The following is a 16,124-nucleotide window of genomic DNA, read 5'->3' as shown; positions in this document are numbered from 1 at the left end:
TTGGCGGGGCGGATGACAGCGAGTAGCGCTGACTGGGGCAGGCACCGAGCGGCGCCATCGAGGTCGATGGTGCCGCTCGTCCGTCTCAGTCAGCCGAGCTCAGCGCCCAGACATGAACTCGGGTCAGCCGACGGCCAGGGCTTCGTCGTCCGGGTTGGGGTCGGCGTCGTCGGCGAAGCCTGGCACCCAGCGGATGACCTCGTCGCGGAAGCGGGCCGTGGTGCCCAACTGGCAGAGGACGCCGATGCCGGCCGCGTGGACACGGTGGATCAGCACGTACGAGGCCGGCAGGTTGAGCTGGCGGACCACGTTCGTGGGCCGAAGGTCGGTCACGCTGGCGGCCTGCGCCTGCAACCACTCCCGGCTGAAGGTGAACTCCTCCACCGCCGTCGGCTCCACGTACGGCGCGAGGAAGGCGCGCAGCGCGTCGGGGTCGATGTCGATGTCCTCGCGGATGAAGCCCTCCTGCCGCAGCCCGGTCATGACGGTCTCCATGTCACCCTGGTTGAAGATCCGGGTGAGCTGCCCGAACGCCTTCGGGTACCCCTCGGGCAACCGGTTGACGGCGCCGAAGTCGAGCGCGCCGAGCCGCCCGTCATCCAGCATGCGGAAGTTGCCCGGGTGCGGGTCGGCGTGCAGCATCCCGACCCGCGCCGGGGAGCAGAACAGGAACCGTACGAACAGCAGCCCCGCCTGGTCGCGCTGCTCCTTGGTGCCCTCGGCGATGATGCGTGACAGCGGCGTGCCGTCCATCCACTCGGTGACCAGCACCATCTCGTTGGCGGCCACCACGTCGGGCACGTAGAAGTCGGGGTCGCCGTTGAACTCCAGCGCGAACGCGTGCTGCGCCTCGGCCTCACGCAGGTAGTCGAGCTCCTCGGCGATGCGTTCGCGCAGCTCGCTCAGCACCGACTTCATGTCGAGCCCCGGCAGCAGTGCCCCGAACAGCTTGCCCAGCCGCGAGAGCTGCGCGAAGTCGCCGAGCAGCGCCTTGCCCGCCCCCGGGTACTGGATCTTGACGGCGACGACCCGGCCGTCCTGCCACACGGCCTTGTGCACCTGCCCGATGGAGGCGGCGGCGGTCGGCTGGTCGTCGAACGACTGGAAGTGCTTGCGCCAGTCGTCACCCAACTGCTCGGCCAGCACCTTGTGCACGGTCGACACCGGCAGTGGCGGCGCGGCCTCCTGGAGTTTGGTGAGCGTGGCGCGGTAGGGGCCGGCGATCTCCTGCGGCAGTGCCGCCTCGAAGATCGACAGGGCCTGGCCGAGCTTCATCGCTCCGCCCTTGAGCTCGCCGAGCACCTTGAAGACCTGCTCCGCGGTACGCTGCTGCACCTCCTGGGCCACGATCTCCGCCGACTTGCCGCCGATGCGCTTGCCCAGGCCGAGGGCGGCGCGGCCGGCGAAACCGAGCGGAAGGGTGGCCAACTTGGCCGAGCGCGTGACGGCACGGCGCGGGAGATCGTTCACACTGATGCGCGGAACCTCGGCGAGATACCGCTTCCCCCCTTCGTGATCATCCTTTGAGCACGTCAGTCGCGGTTGGGTGCCATGACCATTCTTAGCGAATATCGATTGTTTCGCATACAGCGACATTGCGGGTGTATCACCCACGATCTCCCTATCCACCGCCAATCAGGCGTTACCTCCACTGTGCCGTTGGTCACAGCAGGGGTTTTTCCGTCGAGGAACGCCAGCGCGTGCCCCACCGCCCCCGCCGCGACGACGCCCGCCAGCGCCACGTCGCAGGCGATCTCGCCCGGCGGATAGCCGCCCAGCTGTGCCGTGACCATCCCCCACTCCGGGTCGCGGTCGCGCCGGGTCAGGTCGAGGCAGTGCACGCACGCCGTGATGCCCGGCAGGACCAGCGGGCCCACCGTGCCGTGTCCCTCGAAGGCGGATGCCAGAAGATGGGGGATGTCGAGGTCGATCAGCTCGTTGACCAGCACCCCGTCGAGGGGAGTGACCGGCGCCAGGATGACGAGGTCAGGTCGATCGGTCTTGTCCCCAAGATACGGCCCTCCGGCGAGCACATTGACCGTCGGTCGGCACGCCTCCTCACCCAACTCGCTCTCGTACGCACTGACCCGCGGCACCCCTTTCGGCCTCCGCGCCGGTTTCTTCCCTCGGGATCCGGCCGCCGCCCCCTCCTCAGCTCCAGGCGCAGACCCCCGCTTCGACCCGGTCCCAGGCTCAGACCTGGATCCAGGACCTGGGGTCTCCTCCCGTCGTGTCGCCTGCGCCGGCCTTGGTCCCTGCGCCGGTTTCGCCGCCTGCGCCGGAGACGTGCCGCCTGTTCGTGGGGAGGGTGGAGTGGTGCGCTGAGGGGAAGGGCGGGCGGCCGGTGGGGTGGGTGAATGGGTGACCACGGCCCGGGCTGGGTGTCCGGTGATGGACGGGGTGATGCCGCCCCAGCGCACCGCCGAGTCCTGCGGGAAGCGTGTCGTAGGGGCAGGTCCGGCCGGGGGTGGGATGCGCTGGGCCAGGTCCTCGGACTGGATGTGCGACGGAGGTGGCGGGTCGCCGGCGGTGAGGCGGCGGGCGATGGCGACCGCGCCCACCTCCCGGGGGAGGCCCACTTCCGCCCAGGTCAACCCGCCTGGTGTGAGGTCGGCCGGCCGGGCGAGCGCCGGGTCGAGCACGCGGATGTTGCCCACGCCGGCGGCCGCGAGGAGGGCGACGATCTGGGCGCCGACCCGGCCCGCGCCGTAGACGCGTACGCGGGCCTGGCGGCGGCGTTCGAACGTCGTCATCATGCCGTCGAGAGTGGTCGAGGCGAGGTCGAGGGCGTCGAGTTCGGGTCTGAGCCGGTCGCGTTGGGCCAGCGGCAGGTCGCTGAGGCAACCGGGTTCGAGTGAGGCGTCGTGGAGCGCGCCCTGGGCCGCGAGATGGTCGATCAGGCACCGGGCGCGCGGCTCGTCGAGCCCCGCGAGCGCGGCTTCCTCCAGCACGGTCTCCATCTCCCGCGTGCCGTCGAGACTCTCGATCCACTTGAGCACCCGCTCGGTCAGTCCGCTCAGCATCACCGCTCTGAGCGGATGCGTGCCGAGCTGGAGGGTGCTCTCGTCGCGCAGGAGGTGCCGGAGGGCGGGCTTCACACGTGGCCTCATGGCCGGAAGATTTTCACGGCCAAGCAAGATCAGGAGGGACTTCGGCCCTGACTGTGGATAACCAGGCACATGGCGACTGACCTGTGGATAAGCGACCACCAGGACGCTCTGGCGCACCGGCGCGAGAGCGAAGCGGTCAAGGAAAGGAGGGCCAGAGAACACGGGTGGCGGGAGGTGGAGCGTTGAGGTGCTGGGCGGTGGGGCGGAGATGGGGGAGTGGGGCGGGGTTACGCTTCCCCGCATGAACGAGCTCTTGGTTGATCGCAAAGACGATGGAGTAGTGCTCATCACCCTCAACCGCACCGACATGCGCAACGCCATGACCGACACCATGACGGCCGAGTGGCGGGCGGTCATGGCGGAGCTGCGCGATGACAGGCAGGCGCGGTGCCTGGTCGTGACCGGGGCGGGGTCGGCGTTCTCGTCCGGTGGTGACCTGTCGTGGATCGGCGAGCGCGGTACGGAGGCCGTCCCGCGACTCCGCGACCGCATGCTCGCCTTCTACCGCACCTGGCTGGCGATCACCGAGCTCGAGATCCCCACGATCGCCGCCGTCAACGGCCCCGCGGTGGGTGCGGGGTTGTGCGTGGCGCTGGCCTGCGACCTCGTGTACGCCGCCGACGACGCCAAGCTGCTGGCCCCGTTCACGTCGCTGGGCCTGCACCCGGGCATGGCCGCCACGTACCTGCTGCCGAAGAGGGCGGGCGCGCGGCTGGCGGCGGAGATGCTGCTGACCGGTCGCACCGTCTCTGGGCGGGAAGCGTCCGACAAAGGACTAGTAAATCAATCTTTCCCGAAAAATCATCTAATGTCGGAAACGGAGGCCATCGCCCGGAAGATCGCCCAGAACGCCCCCATTGCCACGCGCCTCACCAAAGTAGCCCTCAACCAAGACCATCAAGACCTGGAAGCCGCGCTGATGTGGGAATCCCTGGCCCAGCCCGTGACCATGGCCTCCGCCGACATGATCGAGGGCCTGACCGCCCATCGGGAAAGGCGCATGCCCAAATTCACCGGCTCTTAATCATCTGACCAGCAGAAACATGGTCCACCCTCTGTGGGATTTCGTCAGTCTCGGCTAACGTGCATATGTGCCCCCCGAGACAGTCGAGGTTCGTCGCAGTTCTCGTCGCCGGCGTACGGTTTCCGCCTACCGCGACGGCGACAAGACGATCGTGCTCCTGCCCGCCTGGCTGAGCGGTGAAGACGCGGATGAATGGGTGAGCCGCATGCTGGATCGGCTGGCCGCGAAAGAACAACGTCGAAGGCCGACCGACGAGGCTCTGCTCGAGCGGGCCAAGGAGCTGTCGGCCAGATATCTGGACGGCGAGCCCGACCCGGTGAGCGTGCGCTGGGTGGACAACCAGCAGCACCGCTGGGGCTCGTGCACCCCAGAGACCGGGACGATCCGGATCTCCACCAGGCTCAAGGGCCTGCCCGAGTGGGTCATCAACTATGTGATCATCCACGAGCTGGTGCACCTGCTGGTGCCCAGCCACGGGCCCAAGTTCTGGGCACTGGTAGAACAGTATCCGAAGGCGGAGCGGGCCCGCGGGTTCCTTGAGGGATTCTCCGCCGCGGCCCACACCGCACCGGAGGAGTGTTGACGCGCATCGTCGCGGTCCTGGTTCATCGGCACATGGCGGACGCGGCGCCCGAGGGCGTCGATCCCGCGCGGTTCCTTGAGGCGGTGGCGGAGGACACGTACGAGATGGTCGCCGGCCTCGACCTCGTCACCCCCGTGCTCGCCACCAGCGTCCCCGGTCTCGACGACATCGTCTGGCCGGGCACCGAGGTGATCACGATCGCCGAGGGCGAACCGCTGAGAACCACCCTCGCCCGCCTCAAGGCCGATCAGGCGGCGGTCATCTGCGCCGACGCGCCCGACCTGCCGCCCCTGCTGGTGGGCAAGCTGTTCAGGGAGCTGGGCCGGGCCGAGATCACGATCTGCCCCGCGGAGAACGGCGGAGCCGTGGCCATGGCCTGCGCCCTGCCCGCGCCGGAGTGGGCCGAGCCCGACCTCGACGCGTACGACGTCGTCAAAGACCTGCGCGCGCAGGCCCCCGGCCCCCGCAGAGTGGCGACCACCCCTGGCTGGCACCGCCTGCGCACCCCGCACGACCTCGCCCGCCTCGACCCCGGCCTGGAGGGCTGGGAGAGCACCAGAGCGCTGATCACGGCACGGTGAGCCGGGCCAGCACGGCGCGGTGATCGGTGCGCGGCACGTCCCGCACACTCACCTCCTGCACTCCCACCCGCCGATCGACCAGCACGTGGTCGATGGTGATGAGCGGCGGCACCTTCTTGTTGGCCGGCCACGTGGGGATCAGCCCGGCCCCGACCTCGTCGGCGGCATCCTTGTAGCCGCGCGCGAGCAGCCGGCGCATGGAGGAGTGGTCGAGCGAGGCGTTGAAGTCGCCCGCGATGATCCTGATCCGGTCGGGCGAGGCGGACGGGAAGGACTCAAGGGCCCGCTTCCAGTCGGTGACCTGCGGCCCGAGCGGCGGGAACGGATGCGCGTCGATGAACTCGATCGGCTCGCCCCCGGGCAACTCTATCGTCGCCGCCGGCATGTGGTGCCCGGCCGGCGCGTTCCAGCTCGTGAGCGGCTCCATCGGATGCCGGGAGAACAGCCCGCTGCCGCTGGCGTTCCACTCGTCCTCCAGCACGCGGTACGGCATGAGCTCCTTCAAACCGGCCGTGTCGAGGTCGGCGACCGCCCCCGGCGTCAGCTCCTGGGTGCTCAGCACGTCGGGCCTGAACTCGCGTACGAGCTGCAGAATCGTCCCGACGTCGGCCTTGCCGAACAACATGTTGACCGTCATCACCTGGAGCGGCCTGCCCTTGGCCGCGTCGGCGGTGCCGAGCGCCCTCGGCAGCACGCTGAAGCCGAGCGCCGTCGTCGCGAGCAGCGCGACGACGGTCGCGGCGCGCCTGCGTCCGAGCGCCGCGATGAGGAGGGGGAGCAGCGAACCGGCCGCCGCGTACGGGGTCGCCGTCATGAGCTGGGTCGGCAGCGACCCGCGTTCGAGACCGGCCACCCTGGCCACCGCCCACGCGGCGAACGGGGTCACGGCCACCCAGGTCAGCGCCGTGCGAGGCATCTTGCGACGTTTGCGAACCGGCGTCACGATCGTGCCGCCGACGGCCGAACCCTCCACACGAGCCCCCCTTTGGAACGACGCAAAAGGACTCTAGCCAAGTGCGCGTGAGCTTGAGCTAAGCGCCTCACGTCCGCGTGCGGCCAGCCGCCTGGTGGCCTCGTCGGACGGCTCGGGGATCTCGTCGACCGGGAACCACCGCAGGTCGAGCGACTCGTCACTGATCACGTTCGTGGCGTCGGGAGGCGCCACCGCGGCGTATTCGACGTCGAGATGCCAGCTGTGCGGCGGATGGCACCACACCAGGTGCCGGTCGACCGCGAGCGGCCCGGGCAGCAGGCGCAGGCCGGTGATGCCGGACTCCTCCCACGCCTCCCGCAACGCCACCTCCGCCAGTGACGTGTCGGATGTCTCACAATGGCCGCCCATCGGCAGCCACATCTTGGCCTTCGGGTGCAGCGTGAGCAGCACCTGGGACCCGTCGTGCGACAGCACCGCCGTCGTCGCCGTCAGATGCCCCGGCACGCATTCGCGCAGCATCGCGTCGTCGTGAGCGCGCAGGTGATCGAGGAACTCCAGGCGCAGCGCCTCTTCCTCTGGCGTCGGCGCGGCCCAGGAGGACAGCACCGCCACCGCGTCGGCGTGCAGGGTCAACTCTTGCCTTCCTCGCCCTCGTCGTCGCCGGGCTTGGCCTCGAGCTGGGAGATGTCCCAGGTGGCCTCACCGCGTACGAACGCGTCGGGATCGTCGAGGTCCTCGGCCGTCGGCATCAGGTCGGGATGGCTCCACAGCGCGTCGCGCCCGTCGACGCCGCGCGCGTTCTCCAGCGCCTGCCACAGCGCCGCGGCCTCGCGCAGCCGCCGCGGCCGCAGCTCAAGACCCACCAGCGTGCCGAACGTCAGCTCGGCGGGCCCGCCGGTGGCCCGGCGCCTGCGCACGGTCTCGGCCAGCGCCACCGCGGAGGGCAGCTTGCCCTGCGCAGCGCGGTCGACCACGGTGGCCACCCACCCCTCGACCAGCGCGAGCATCGTCTCAAGGCGCGCGAGCGCGGCCTTCTGCCGCTCGGTCTCCTCGGGCTTGAGCAGGTTGCCCCCGCTCAGCGCCTCCTGGATGGCCTGCGGGTTGTTGATGTCGAGCCCGCGGATCTGCTCTTCGAGCGCGGAGGTGTCGACCGTGATGCCCCTGGCGTATTCCTCGACCGCGCCGAGCAGATGCGAGCGCAGCCACGGGACGTGCTGGAACAGCCGGTGGTGCGCGGCCTCGCGCAGCGCCAGATAGAGCCGGATCTCGTCGGACGGGATCTCGAGGCCCTCGCTGAAGGACGCGATGCCGCCGGGCAGCAGCGCCGCCGTGTCGGACAGGGGAAGACCGATGTCGGTGGTGCCGATCACCTCGCGCGCCAGCGACCCGATGGCCTGCCCGATCTGCTGGCCGACCATCATGCCGCCCATCTGCTTCAGCATGCCCATCAGCGGCCCCGCCATCTGCTGGGCCTCAGGGGGCAGGCCGGAGCCACCGAGCGCGCCGCCCATGGTCTCGACCATGCGTTCGGCGATCGGCTCGCACAGCTTGCGCCAGATCGGGATCGTGTTCTCGATCCATTCGGACCGGCTCCAGGCCTGCGGCGTCGTCACGCCGCTCGGCAGCGTCGTCGCCTCGTTGAGCCACAAGTCGGCCAGGCTGAGCGCCTCGACGATCTGGCGGCGCTCGCCTTCCATGACACTCGGGTCGCCCTGGGCGACCACGGAGTGCCTGGCGATGTTCTTGGCCATGTCCCAGTTGACAGGGCCTGAACCCTGGGGCGCCGACAACATGTCGGCGAACTGGCGCATCGCCTGAGCCATCTGCTCAGGGTTGCCGAACATGGCGAACGGGTTCTCGTTGGGGTCGTTTTCGCGACCTGGCAGGTCAGTCACCGCTCTACCTCGTGCAGGATGGAGGAGTCCACATCCGCCACGTTAGTCGTCCTACGGCGGATCAGTGCAAAGTGAGGACCTGGTGCCAACCTCGAAACGCTCGCGCCAACCCGTCGTCGCCGTCACAGGCGCGGCCTCCGGCCTGGGCCGCGAGCTGCTCGCGAGGCTCGTATCCGCCGCGGATTTCCGCAGAGTGGTGGCCATCGACGAGCAGCGCGGCGACATCCAGGAGGCCACGTGGAGAGTGATCGACGTACGAGATCCGCTCTTGGCGAACCGGATCTCCGACATCGACGTCCTGGTCCATCTCGCCGGTGACTACGCCGTCGACTCCGACCCGGGGGAGCGGCGGGCGTACAACCTGCGTGCCGCGCAGACCGTGCTCACCGCCTGCGCCGCCGCACGCGTGCGCAAGGTCGTGCTGGTCACCAGCGCGATGGTGTACGGCGCCGCACCCGACAACGAGGTGCCGCTGCCCGAAGACGCCCCCGTGGCCGCCGAGCCCGACACCGGCGTGGTGGGCGACTTCCTGGAGATCGAGTCCCTCGTACGCAGGTCGCTGCGCAGCCACCCCGGCCTGGAGATCACCGTGCTGCGCCCGGCGGCCGTCGTCGGCCCGGGCGTCGACACCGTGATCACCCGCCACTTCGAGTCGCCCAGGCTGCTCACGGTCAAGGGTTGCCACCCCCGTTGGCAGTTCTGCCACATCGACGACCTCGTCTCCGCCCTCGAACTGGCCGCCCGCGGCCTGGTCAGCGGCGTGGTCGCGGTCGGCAGCGACGGCTGGCTCGAGCACGAGCAGATCGAGGAGCTCTCGGGCATCAGGAGCCTTGAGCTGCCCGCCGGCCTGACGTTCGGCACCGCGCAGCGCCTCCACCGCCTCGGCGTCACCCCGGCGCCCGCCACCGACCTGCACTACGTCGTCTATCCGTGGGTCGTCGACTGCGCCGCGCTGCGCGAGGCGGGCTGGAAGCCCCAATGGACGAACGAGGCCTCGTTCGAGCAGCTCCTGGAGCTGCGCGAGAACCGTACGACCGTGGTCGGGCGCCGCCTGCCCGTCAAGGAGGCCACGCTCACCGCCGCCGGCGCCACCGTCGCCGTCATCGGCACCGCCGCGATCGTCCGTCAGGTACGTAAGAAGCGTCGCTCGTAACGGTTAGGCTCTTTCTGTGGACGTCATCCGCTTGCTCGGCATACGTGAGACCCCGCTCTCGGTCGACGAGGTGCTGGCCGCCGTGCGCGACCACGCCGCGGGCGGCACCGCCTTGTTCCTCGGCACCGTGCGTGAACAGGACCACGGCAAGCCGGTGACCGGGCTCGCCTACTCCGCCCACCCCTCGGCGGAGGCCGAGCTGCGCCAGGTGGCCGAGAAGGTCGCCGCCGACTTCCCGGTGACCGCCGTGGCCGCCGTCCACCGGGTGGGCGACCTCGCGCTCGGCGACACCGCGGTGATCGTCGCGGTCGCCGCGCCCCACCGAGACGAGGCGTTCAAGGCCGCGCGGCGGCTCATCGACGACCTCAAGGCCCGCGTCCCCATCTGGAAACATCAGGCGTTCGCCGACGGCGAGACCGAGTGGGTCGGCGCCGGCGAATAAGCTCGAAGACATGTCTCGACGCGCCCTGACGCTCCTGCTCGCGGGATTCCTCGTGCTCGCGCTCGGCGTGGCGGGCGCGTTCCAGCCGGTCCCGTACGTCGTGCTGAGCCCCGGCCCGACGGAGAACACGATCGGCGAGGTGAACAAAAAGCCCGTCATCGCGATCAAGGGCAGGCAGACCTATCCCACCAGCGGCTCGCTGCAACTGGTCACGGTCGCCTACCAGGGCGGCCCCGCCGCCAAGATCGACCTGCTGACGGCGCTGCGCGGCTGGCTCGACCCGACCGTCGCGGTGGTCCCGCAGGAGACGATCTTCGCTCCCGACCGCACCGCGCAGGAGGTCGAGGAGGAGAACACCGTCGAGATGACCAACTCCCAAGACTCCGCCACCGCCGCCGCGCTCAACGAGCTGAAGATCCCCTACGCGATGGTCGTGGGCGTGGTCTCCACCGAGAAGGGCAGGCCCGCCGACGGCAAGCTGATGAAGGGCGATGAGATCAACTCCGTCGACGGCAAGGAGACGAAAGACGTCACCGCCGTCGCCGACGCGGTCAAGGCACACAAGCCGGGCGAGAGCGTCACCTTCAACGTCACCAGAGGCACACAGAAGATCGACGTCACCGTGCAGACGGTCGCGGGCCCCCAGGCGCAGACCGTGGTCGGCGTCATGATGCAGGCGAAGTACAAGTTCCCCTTCGACGTCGACATCAACGTGGGCGACGTGGGCGGGCCGAGCGCCGGACTGATGTTCTCGCTCGGCATCCTCGACAAGCTCACCCCAGGAGAGCTGACCGGCGGCAAGCAGATCGCCGGCACCGGCACCATCACCCCGGCCGGCGAGGTCGGCGCGATCGGCGGCATCGCGCAGAAGATGGTCGGCGCCAAGGACTCAGGCGCCACGATCTTCCTGACCCCGGCCGACAACTGCGCAGAGGCGCTCAAAAGCGTTCCTGACGGGCTACGGCTGGTCAGGGCCGACACGTTGCACAGCGCGGTGGCGGCGCTCGACGCGCTGCGCACCAGCAAGGGCGACGTGCCCGCGTGCGAGGCCGGATGAAACTTCTGGCGCTCGCCGTGCGTTAGCCGTACGGCTGGCCCTGCGGTGTAGGTTGCCAGACACGGACCGTTTCTTCATTACGACGAGGGGTTGGCCTTGAGCTTCCGGACCCCAGGAGCCGGCAGGGCGATGCGCTTGCCCCGCCGACCGCGACTGCTTCTGCCTGTGGCGATCGCCCTCGTGGCGATCGTGGCATTCTTCTTCCTGTTCTCCGGCATCTATACCGACTATCTGTGGTTCGACGCGACCGGATTCACGACGGTCTTCAGCGGTGTGGTGCTGACCCAGATCGTGCTGTTCCTGGTCGGAGCGGTGCTCATGGTCGCCATCGCGGGCGGCAACATGTTGCTCGCCTTCCGCACCCGGCCTATGTTCGGCCCGGCGATGTTCGGCGGCGCCAGCGGAGCCGACCGCTACCGCATGGCGCTCGACCCCCACCGCAAGCTGATCTTCATCGTCGGCATGGCGCTGCTCGCCCTCTTCTCCGGCTCGTCCTTCTCGGGCCAGTGGCAGACGTGGCTGCAGTTCATCAACGGGGAGTCGTTCGGCAAGACGGACAAGTTGTTCGGGATGGACATCTCGTTCTTCATGTTCGACTATCCGTTCATCCGGATGGTGCTGAACTTCCTGTTCACCGCCGTGATCATCTCGATCGTGCTGGCGACGATCACGCACTACCTGTACGGCGGCTTCCGCCTGCAGTCGCCCGGCGTCCACGCCTCCCGCGCGGCCCGCGTCCACCTGTCGGTGCTGCTGGGCGTCTTCGTGCTGCTCAAGGCCGTGGCCTACTGGCTCGACCGGTACGGACTCGTCTTCTCCGACCGGGGCTTCGTCCACGGCGCCTCCTACACCGACGTCAACGCGGTCCTGCCGGCCAAGACCATCCTCGCGATCATCGCGCTGATCTGCGCCGTGCTCTTCTTCGCCGGCGTGGTCCGTCCGGGCGGCATGCTGCCCGGCGTCTCCTTCGGCCTGCTCGTGCTCTCGGCCATCCTCATCGGCGGCGTCTACCCGGCGCTGGTCGAGCAGTTCCAGGTCAAGCCCAACCAGCAGGGCAAGGAGTCGCCCTACATCGGGCGCAACATCGAGGCGACACGCGAGGCGTACAACGTCGACAAGACAGAGGTCGAGACGTACAACGCGCAGGCCGACCCGACCAAGGTCCAGGCCAACGGCGACACCTCCGTCTCCGGCGTGCGCCTGCTCGACCCGTCCCTGGTCTCCTCGACCTACGAGCAGACCCAGCGCATCAGAGGTTTCTACAGCTTCGCCGACCCGCTCGACGTCGACCGCTACCCCGACAGCTCGGGCAAGCTGATCGACCACATCGTCGGCGTCCGCGAGCTCGACGGGCCGCCAGAGGGCCAGAACAACTGGATCAACCGGCACCTCGTCTACACCCACGGCTACGGCTTCGTCGCCGCGCCGGGCAACAAGGTCGACACCAGCGGCCTGCCCGACTACGACGCCAAGGACATGCCGGTCACGGGTCCGCTGGTCAACAGCACCCAGCTCAAGGAGTCGCGCATCTACTACGGCGAAGACCCGGCCTCGGCCGAATACGTCATCGCCGGCGGCAACCCCAACGCGCCGCAGGAGCTCGACTACCCGGAGACCGGCGGCACCGGCCAGAAGAACACGACCTACACCGGCCGGGGCGGCGTCCCCGTCGGCTCGTTCCTCAACCGGCTCCTCTACGCCGCCAAGTACGGCGAGGCGAACATCGTCCTGTCCGGCGACGTCAACGACAACTCCAAGATCCTGTACGTCCGCAACCCGCGGGAGAGGGTCCAGAAGGTCGCTCCCTACCTCACGCTCGACGGCAACGCCTACCCGGCGATCATCGGGGGGCGGGTGCAGTGGATCGTCGACGGCTACACGACGAGCAACGACTACCCGTACTCGCAGAGCGAGAGCCTCGGCGAGATGACGCGCGACACCTCGACCGACCGCCGCGTCATCGCCCAGCAGCCGAGCGACCGCATCAACTACATCCGCAACTCCGTCAAGGCCACGGTCGACGCCTACGACGGCACCGTGCGGCTGTACGCGTGGGACAGCAACGACCCGCTGCTCAAGACCTGGAGCAACGCCTTCCCCGGCACGATCCGTCCGGCCTCGGAGATGAGCGCCGAGCTGAAGCAGCACGTGCGCTACCCGGAAGACCTGTTCAAGGTGCAGCGCTACACGCTGTCGCGCTACCACATCACCGACCCGGCCGCCTTCTACAGCGGCCAGGACTTCTGGAACGTCCCCAACGACCCGACCCAGGGCGAGAAGAACATCAAGCAGCCGCCCTACTACCTGACCACCACGATGCCGGGCGGCCAGCCGACGTTCTCGCTGACCACCACGTTCGTGCCGCGTCAGGGTCCGAACCTGGCGGCGTTCATGGCGGTCGACTCGTCGGCGAGCGGCGAATACGGCCGGATGCGCATCCTGCGCATGCCGTCCAGCACCCCGATCCCCGGCCCAGGACAGGCACAGAACGCCTTCCAGAGCCGCTTCGCGGGTGAGCTCAACCTGCTGGGCGTCGGCGCCTCGTCGGTCCGTTACGGCAACCTGCTGACGCTGCCGTACGCGGGCGGGCTGGTCTACATCGAGCCGGTCTACATCCAGGTGGCCGCGGGCGGCGGGCAGGAGCCATACCCGATCCTGCAGCGCATCCTGGTGTCGTTCGGCAGCAAGATCGGTGTGGCCCGCACGCTCGAGGAGGCCCTGCAAGAGGTCTTCGGCGGTGAGCAGCAACAGCAGCAGCAAGAGCAGGAACAGACGGACGAGCAGCAGCAGGCTCAGCCCGACCAGGCGAGCACGGCGCTGAACACCGCGATCTCCAACGCCCAGAAGGCCTACTCCGACGCCCAGAAGGCGCTGCAGGCCAGCCCGCCCGACTGGGACGCCTACGGCGACGCCCAGAAGCGGCTGGAGGATGCGCTGGAGGCGCTGAAGGGCGCGAACGCCCAGCCGCAGTCCTCGCCGTCACCGACGCCGTCAGGCTCCCCGCCGGCGTCACCGTCGGCGGCACCGTCCGCCACACCGACAGGCTCGCCGCCGGCCGCGCCCAGCGCGTCACCGTCGGCCACGCCGACCGGTTAGCGTCATTCAGTTTGCGTCCGCCCCGCGTCGCCCGGTAGCCTTCATAAGCACGACGACGCGGGGTGGAGCAGTTCGGTAGCTCGCTGGGCTCATAACCCAGAGGTCGCAGGTTCAAATCCTGCCCCCGCTACCAGGCCGAAGGCCCGGGATCCGGAAACGGAAACCGGGCTTTCGTGTGAACGGACCACCTCGGTGGTCAAAGCACTCCTCCGGGGCCTGTAGAGTAAGTGCAGACACACCGACGCGGGGTGGAGCAGTTCGGTAGCTCGCTGGGCTCATAACCCAGAGGTCGCAGGTTCAAATCCTGTCCCCGCTACCAAGATTGAAGTCCTCGGTCACCGGATCATCCGGAGGCCGGGGACTTCTTCGTTTCCTGGGTCGCGTGGCTGATCATGAGGTAGGTCTTGCGTACGGCCCAGCCGAGCAGGAACACCCCGAAGACGATCTGGACGACGCGCATCCAGCCGGGCGACCCCTGATCCGCATAAATCACGATGCCGACCCACATCAGGCCGAATAGCCCAACCAAGCCGACTGCCACCCAATTCAGCCCCCGCTGCCACATATGCGCAGTCTTACAGGCGGTCGACCAAGGGCGGGTATGCCCGAAGTCGTCATCATGTCAGCGCCTGACCTGCGCCCCTCGGGGCGACGCAGGCCGGCCGTCGCAGCCAAACACGATGCCGACCTCAGCCGGGGTCGGATGGTCGCCTCGGGGAGGTGGATGGCCCCTCTCTCCGTAACAGGACGGTCGCCTCGGAGGTGGGATGGCCGCCCCGGAGGTGGGACGGTCACCCCGACGTGGGACGGTCCCCCCGGAACGGGACGGTCGCCCCCGTGGCGGGGTGGTCGCCGCAGAAAGTCGGGCTGACCATCTCAACCGAGGTCGGATGGTCGCCTCAGAGGGGCTGGATGGCCCCTCCTACGGAACAGGACGTCGCCGCGGCGAGGCGAACCGGGCGCTTCAGCGGGGGAGGATGCGCGCGGTGCCGATGCAGCTCCGCATTCGCGGGGCGCGGGAGCGCGGCGGGCTCTGGTTCGTCACATCGCCCTCCAGGGGGAGCTGCGTATCCTGCGCGAGCTGGACGTCCTGGCTCTCGAAGCCCTGCCCGGTGAACGTCGGCCCCTCCACGAGCCCCTTGCCCTCCGGCGCCCGCGTGTCCAGTCCGTCCCCCTCCTGGGCCTGGCCTTCCACCGCCTGGCCTTCCACCGTCTGCACTTCGAACGCCGGCTGGCCCGGAAGCTCCTCAGTTCGGTCAGGGAGGAACTCCTCTGGGAGTGCTTGCCCTTCGAGTGGCCGTCCCTCGGGAGACCGTCCTTCGCGGGGCTGCCCCTCGCAGTCGCGGCTCTCCAGGCAGGCGAGCAGGGCGGCCGCCGCTCGGGCGTCGGCGAGGATGCGGTAAACGGCCTCACCGTCCTCCGGCAGCTGCCCCCGCTCGGCCAACTCGTGCCGGATGAAGCCGAGGGGATCGGGCGAGCCCACGATGTCGGCCGCCACCGTCGCCCGCGCCGCCGTCAGCAGCCGCAGATAGTGGGTACGCAGCACGGCCTCGCGCAGCCGGGAGTGCTCCAGGTCGTCGATCAGAGTCCTGGCGATCCGCAGCAGGTCATCAGCGTGGGTCGCCTCGTCGGCGAGGAATGCGCGGATGTCGTCGAACTCCGACCGGGTCATAGCGGTCACCTCTCCGTGAGCGCAGTCTGCTCGTGACCTACTTCGTACCTGGGGGTGATTGCGGATGACTTGCGGTCGGCTTGCCCCACGGTGCCGGCTGGGGAGCTCGTTGCCGAGGTTTGAGTGTCTGGTGGGAAGGGAAGAACCTCCTGATTACCTGAGTCGGCCCGAGTACGCGGTGCAGGCTGCTAGAGTTACTTCCCGCAGGGCGATCGAGAGGTTCCTCAGAGCCTCGGAGATGCCCGGCAAATCCCACTACCTTCGCGGTCGTCCGTCGCTGGTTTCGCACCACTTCGGATCGGCTGGTAAGTTAGAGGGGTTGTCTCCGAAAGGGGGCGCGGCTTAATTCTTGGAAAGTCGAGCCGGTCCGGTCAATTTGACAGGGACTTGAGCGGCTGAAAAGATTAAGACACAACAGAACGAACGGAGTGAACGCCTCCGAGCGGGGATCGCAAGGATTTGTGGTTTCGGTGAGGATGTACGCGTCCGTTTCTTGAGAACTCAACAGTGTGTTAAAAGCCAGTGCATGATGCACAACCCCGTCATATTTTTGACGGATTCCTTTGGTTGACATCCA

Annotated in this window: 14 protein-coding genes and 2 tRNA genes; 9 read left to right on the top strand and 7 right to left on the bottom strand. The window is 68.7% G+C overall.

Going from position 1 to position 16,124, the window contains the following annotated elements; genetic code table 11:
* Positions 1–123: 123 nt before the first annotated feature.
* Positions 124–1,470 carry an AarF/UbiB family protein gene (locus AB0K28_RS18500; protein WP_364371244.1) on the bottom strand — a complete coding sequence of 449 codons (1,347 nt, stop codon included), beginning with the start codon at positions 1,468–1,470 and terminating at the stop codon, positions 124–126.
* A gap of 62 nt (positions 1,471–1,532) precedes the next feature.
* Positions 1,533–3,110 carry a hypothetical protein gene (locus tag AB0K28_RS18495; protein ID WP_364371241.1) on the bottom strand — a complete coding sequence of 526 codons (1,578 nt, stop codon included), beginning with the start codon at positions 3,108–3,110 and terminating at the stop codon, positions 1,533–1,535.
* A 241-nt stretch (positions 3,111–3,351) separates the two neighbouring features.
* Between AB0K28_RS18495 and AB0K28_RS18490 the strand changes: the two genes are divergently transcribed.
* The 3 genes from AB0K28_RS18490 (at position 3,352) to AB0K28_RS18480 (ending at position 5,298) form a co-directional block, all read left to right on the top strand.
* The gene (locus tag AB0K28_RS18490; protein ID WP_364371238.1) at positions 3,352–4,134 is read left to right on the top strand and encodes an enoyl-CoA hydratase/isomerase family protein; all 783 of its coding nucleotides are present in this window, start codon (positions 3,352–3,354) and stop codon (positions 4,132–4,134) included.
* A gap of 67 nt (positions 4,135–4,201) precedes the next feature.
* Positions 4,202–4,717 carry a M48 family metallopeptidase gene (locus AB0K28_RS18485; RefSeq protein ID WP_364371235.1) on the top strand — a complete coding sequence of 172 codons (516 nt, stop codon included), beginning with the start codon at positions 4,202–4,204 and terminating at the stop codon, positions 4,715–4,717.
* Positions 4,714–5,298, top strand: coding sequence for a hypothetical protein (locus AB0K28_RS18480; protein WP_364371232.1), 585 nt, complete (start codon positions 4,714–4,716; stop codon positions 5,296–5,298). Before AB0K28_RS18485 ends, AB0K28_RS18480 begins: the two co-directional genes overlap by 4 nt.
* Here AB0K28_RS18480 and AB0K28_RS18475 read toward each other — a convergent pair.
* The 3 genes from AB0K28_RS18475 to AB0K28_RS18465 form a co-directional block, all read right to left on the bottom strand.
* Positions 5,285–6,214: an endonuclease/exonuclease/phosphatase family protein gene (locus AB0K28_RS18475; RefSeq protein WP_364371229.1), complete on the bottom strand. Its 930-nt coding sequence runs from the start codon at positions 6,212–6,214 to the stop codon at positions 5,285–5,287. The genes AB0K28_RS18480 and AB0K28_RS18475 overlap by 14 nt on opposite strands.
* Before the next feature lie 90 nt (positions 6,215–6,304).
* A complete protein-coding gene (locus tag AB0K28_RS18470; RefSeq protein WP_364371226.1) occupies positions 6,305–6,865 on the bottom strand; it encodes an NUDIX hydrolase in 561 nt (186 codons plus the stop codon).
* Positions 6,862–8,076: a zinc-dependent metalloprotease gene (locus AB0K28_RS18465; RefSeq protein WP_345409388.1), complete on the bottom strand. Its 1,215-nt coding sequence runs from the start codon at positions 8,074–8,076 to the stop codon at positions 6,862–6,864. The genes AB0K28_RS18470 and AB0K28_RS18465 overlap by 4 nt, the downstream gene beginning before the upstream one ends.
* 130 nt (positions 8,077–8,206) lie before the next feature.
* Here AB0K28_RS18465 and AB0K28_RS18460 point away from each other — a divergent pair, with 130 nt between their 5' ends.
* The 6 genes from AB0K28_RS18460 to AB0K28_RS18435 all read left to right on the top strand — a co-directional run bounded on the left by AB0K28_RS18460 (position 8,207) and on the right by AB0K28_RS18435 (position 14,194).
* Complete coding sequence (locus AB0K28_RS18460) at positions 8,207–9,280, top strand: NAD-dependent epimerase/dehydratase family protein (RefSeq protein WP_364371818.1); 1,074 nt, start codon at positions 8,207–8,209, stop codon at positions 9,278–9,280.
* Positions 9,281–9,296: 16 nt separating this feature from the next.
* Entirely contained in the window at positions 9,297–9,722 is a 426-nt protein-coding gene (locus AB0K28_RS18455) for a molybdenum cofactor biosynthesis protein MoaE (protein ID WP_345389687.1), read from the top strand.
* 10 nt (positions 9,723–9,732) lie between these two features.
* A complete protein-coding gene (locus AB0K28_RS18450) occupies positions 9,733–10,779 on the top strand; it encodes a PDZ domain-containing protein (protein ID WP_345389684.1) in 1,047 nt (348 codons plus the stop codon).
* A 129-nt stretch (positions 10,780–10,908) separates the two neighbouring features.
* Positions 10,909–13,875: a UPF0182 family protein gene (locus AB0K28_RS18445; RefSeq protein WP_364371222.1), complete on the top strand. Its 2,967-nt coding sequence runs from the start codon at positions 10,909–10,911 to the stop codon at positions 13,873–13,875.
* Positions 13,876–13,931: 56 nt separating this feature from the next.
* Positions 13,932–14,008, top strand: a tRNA-Met gene (locus tag AB0K28_RS18440).
* A gap of 109 nt (positions 14,009–14,117) precedes the next feature.
* Positions 14,118–14,194 (top strand) — tRNA-Met (locus AB0K28_RS18435).
* Between the two features lie 24 nt (positions 14,195–14,218).
* Here the strand turns inward: AB0K28_RS18435 and AB0K28_RS18430 are convergent.
* A complete protein-coding gene (locus tag AB0K28_RS18430; protein WP_364371219.1) occupies positions 14,219–14,368 on the bottom strand; it encodes a hypothetical protein in 150 nt (49 codons plus the stop codon).
* 471 nt (positions 14,369–14,839) lie between these two features.
* Entirely contained in the window at positions 14,840–15,547 is a 708-nt protein-coding gene (locus AB0K28_RS18425) for a hypothetical protein (RefSeq protein ID WP_364371216.1), read from the bottom strand.
* Positions 15,548–16,124 lie beyond the last annotated feature (577 nt).

This window comes from Nonomuraea sp. NPDC049504 (genome assembly GCF_040676845.1).
Lineage (GTDB): Bacteria > Actinomycetota > Actinomycetes > Streptosporangiales > Streptosporangiaceae > Nonomuraea > Nonomuraea salmonea.
This window is presented reverse-complemented; position numbering and strand designations above follow the sequence as displayed.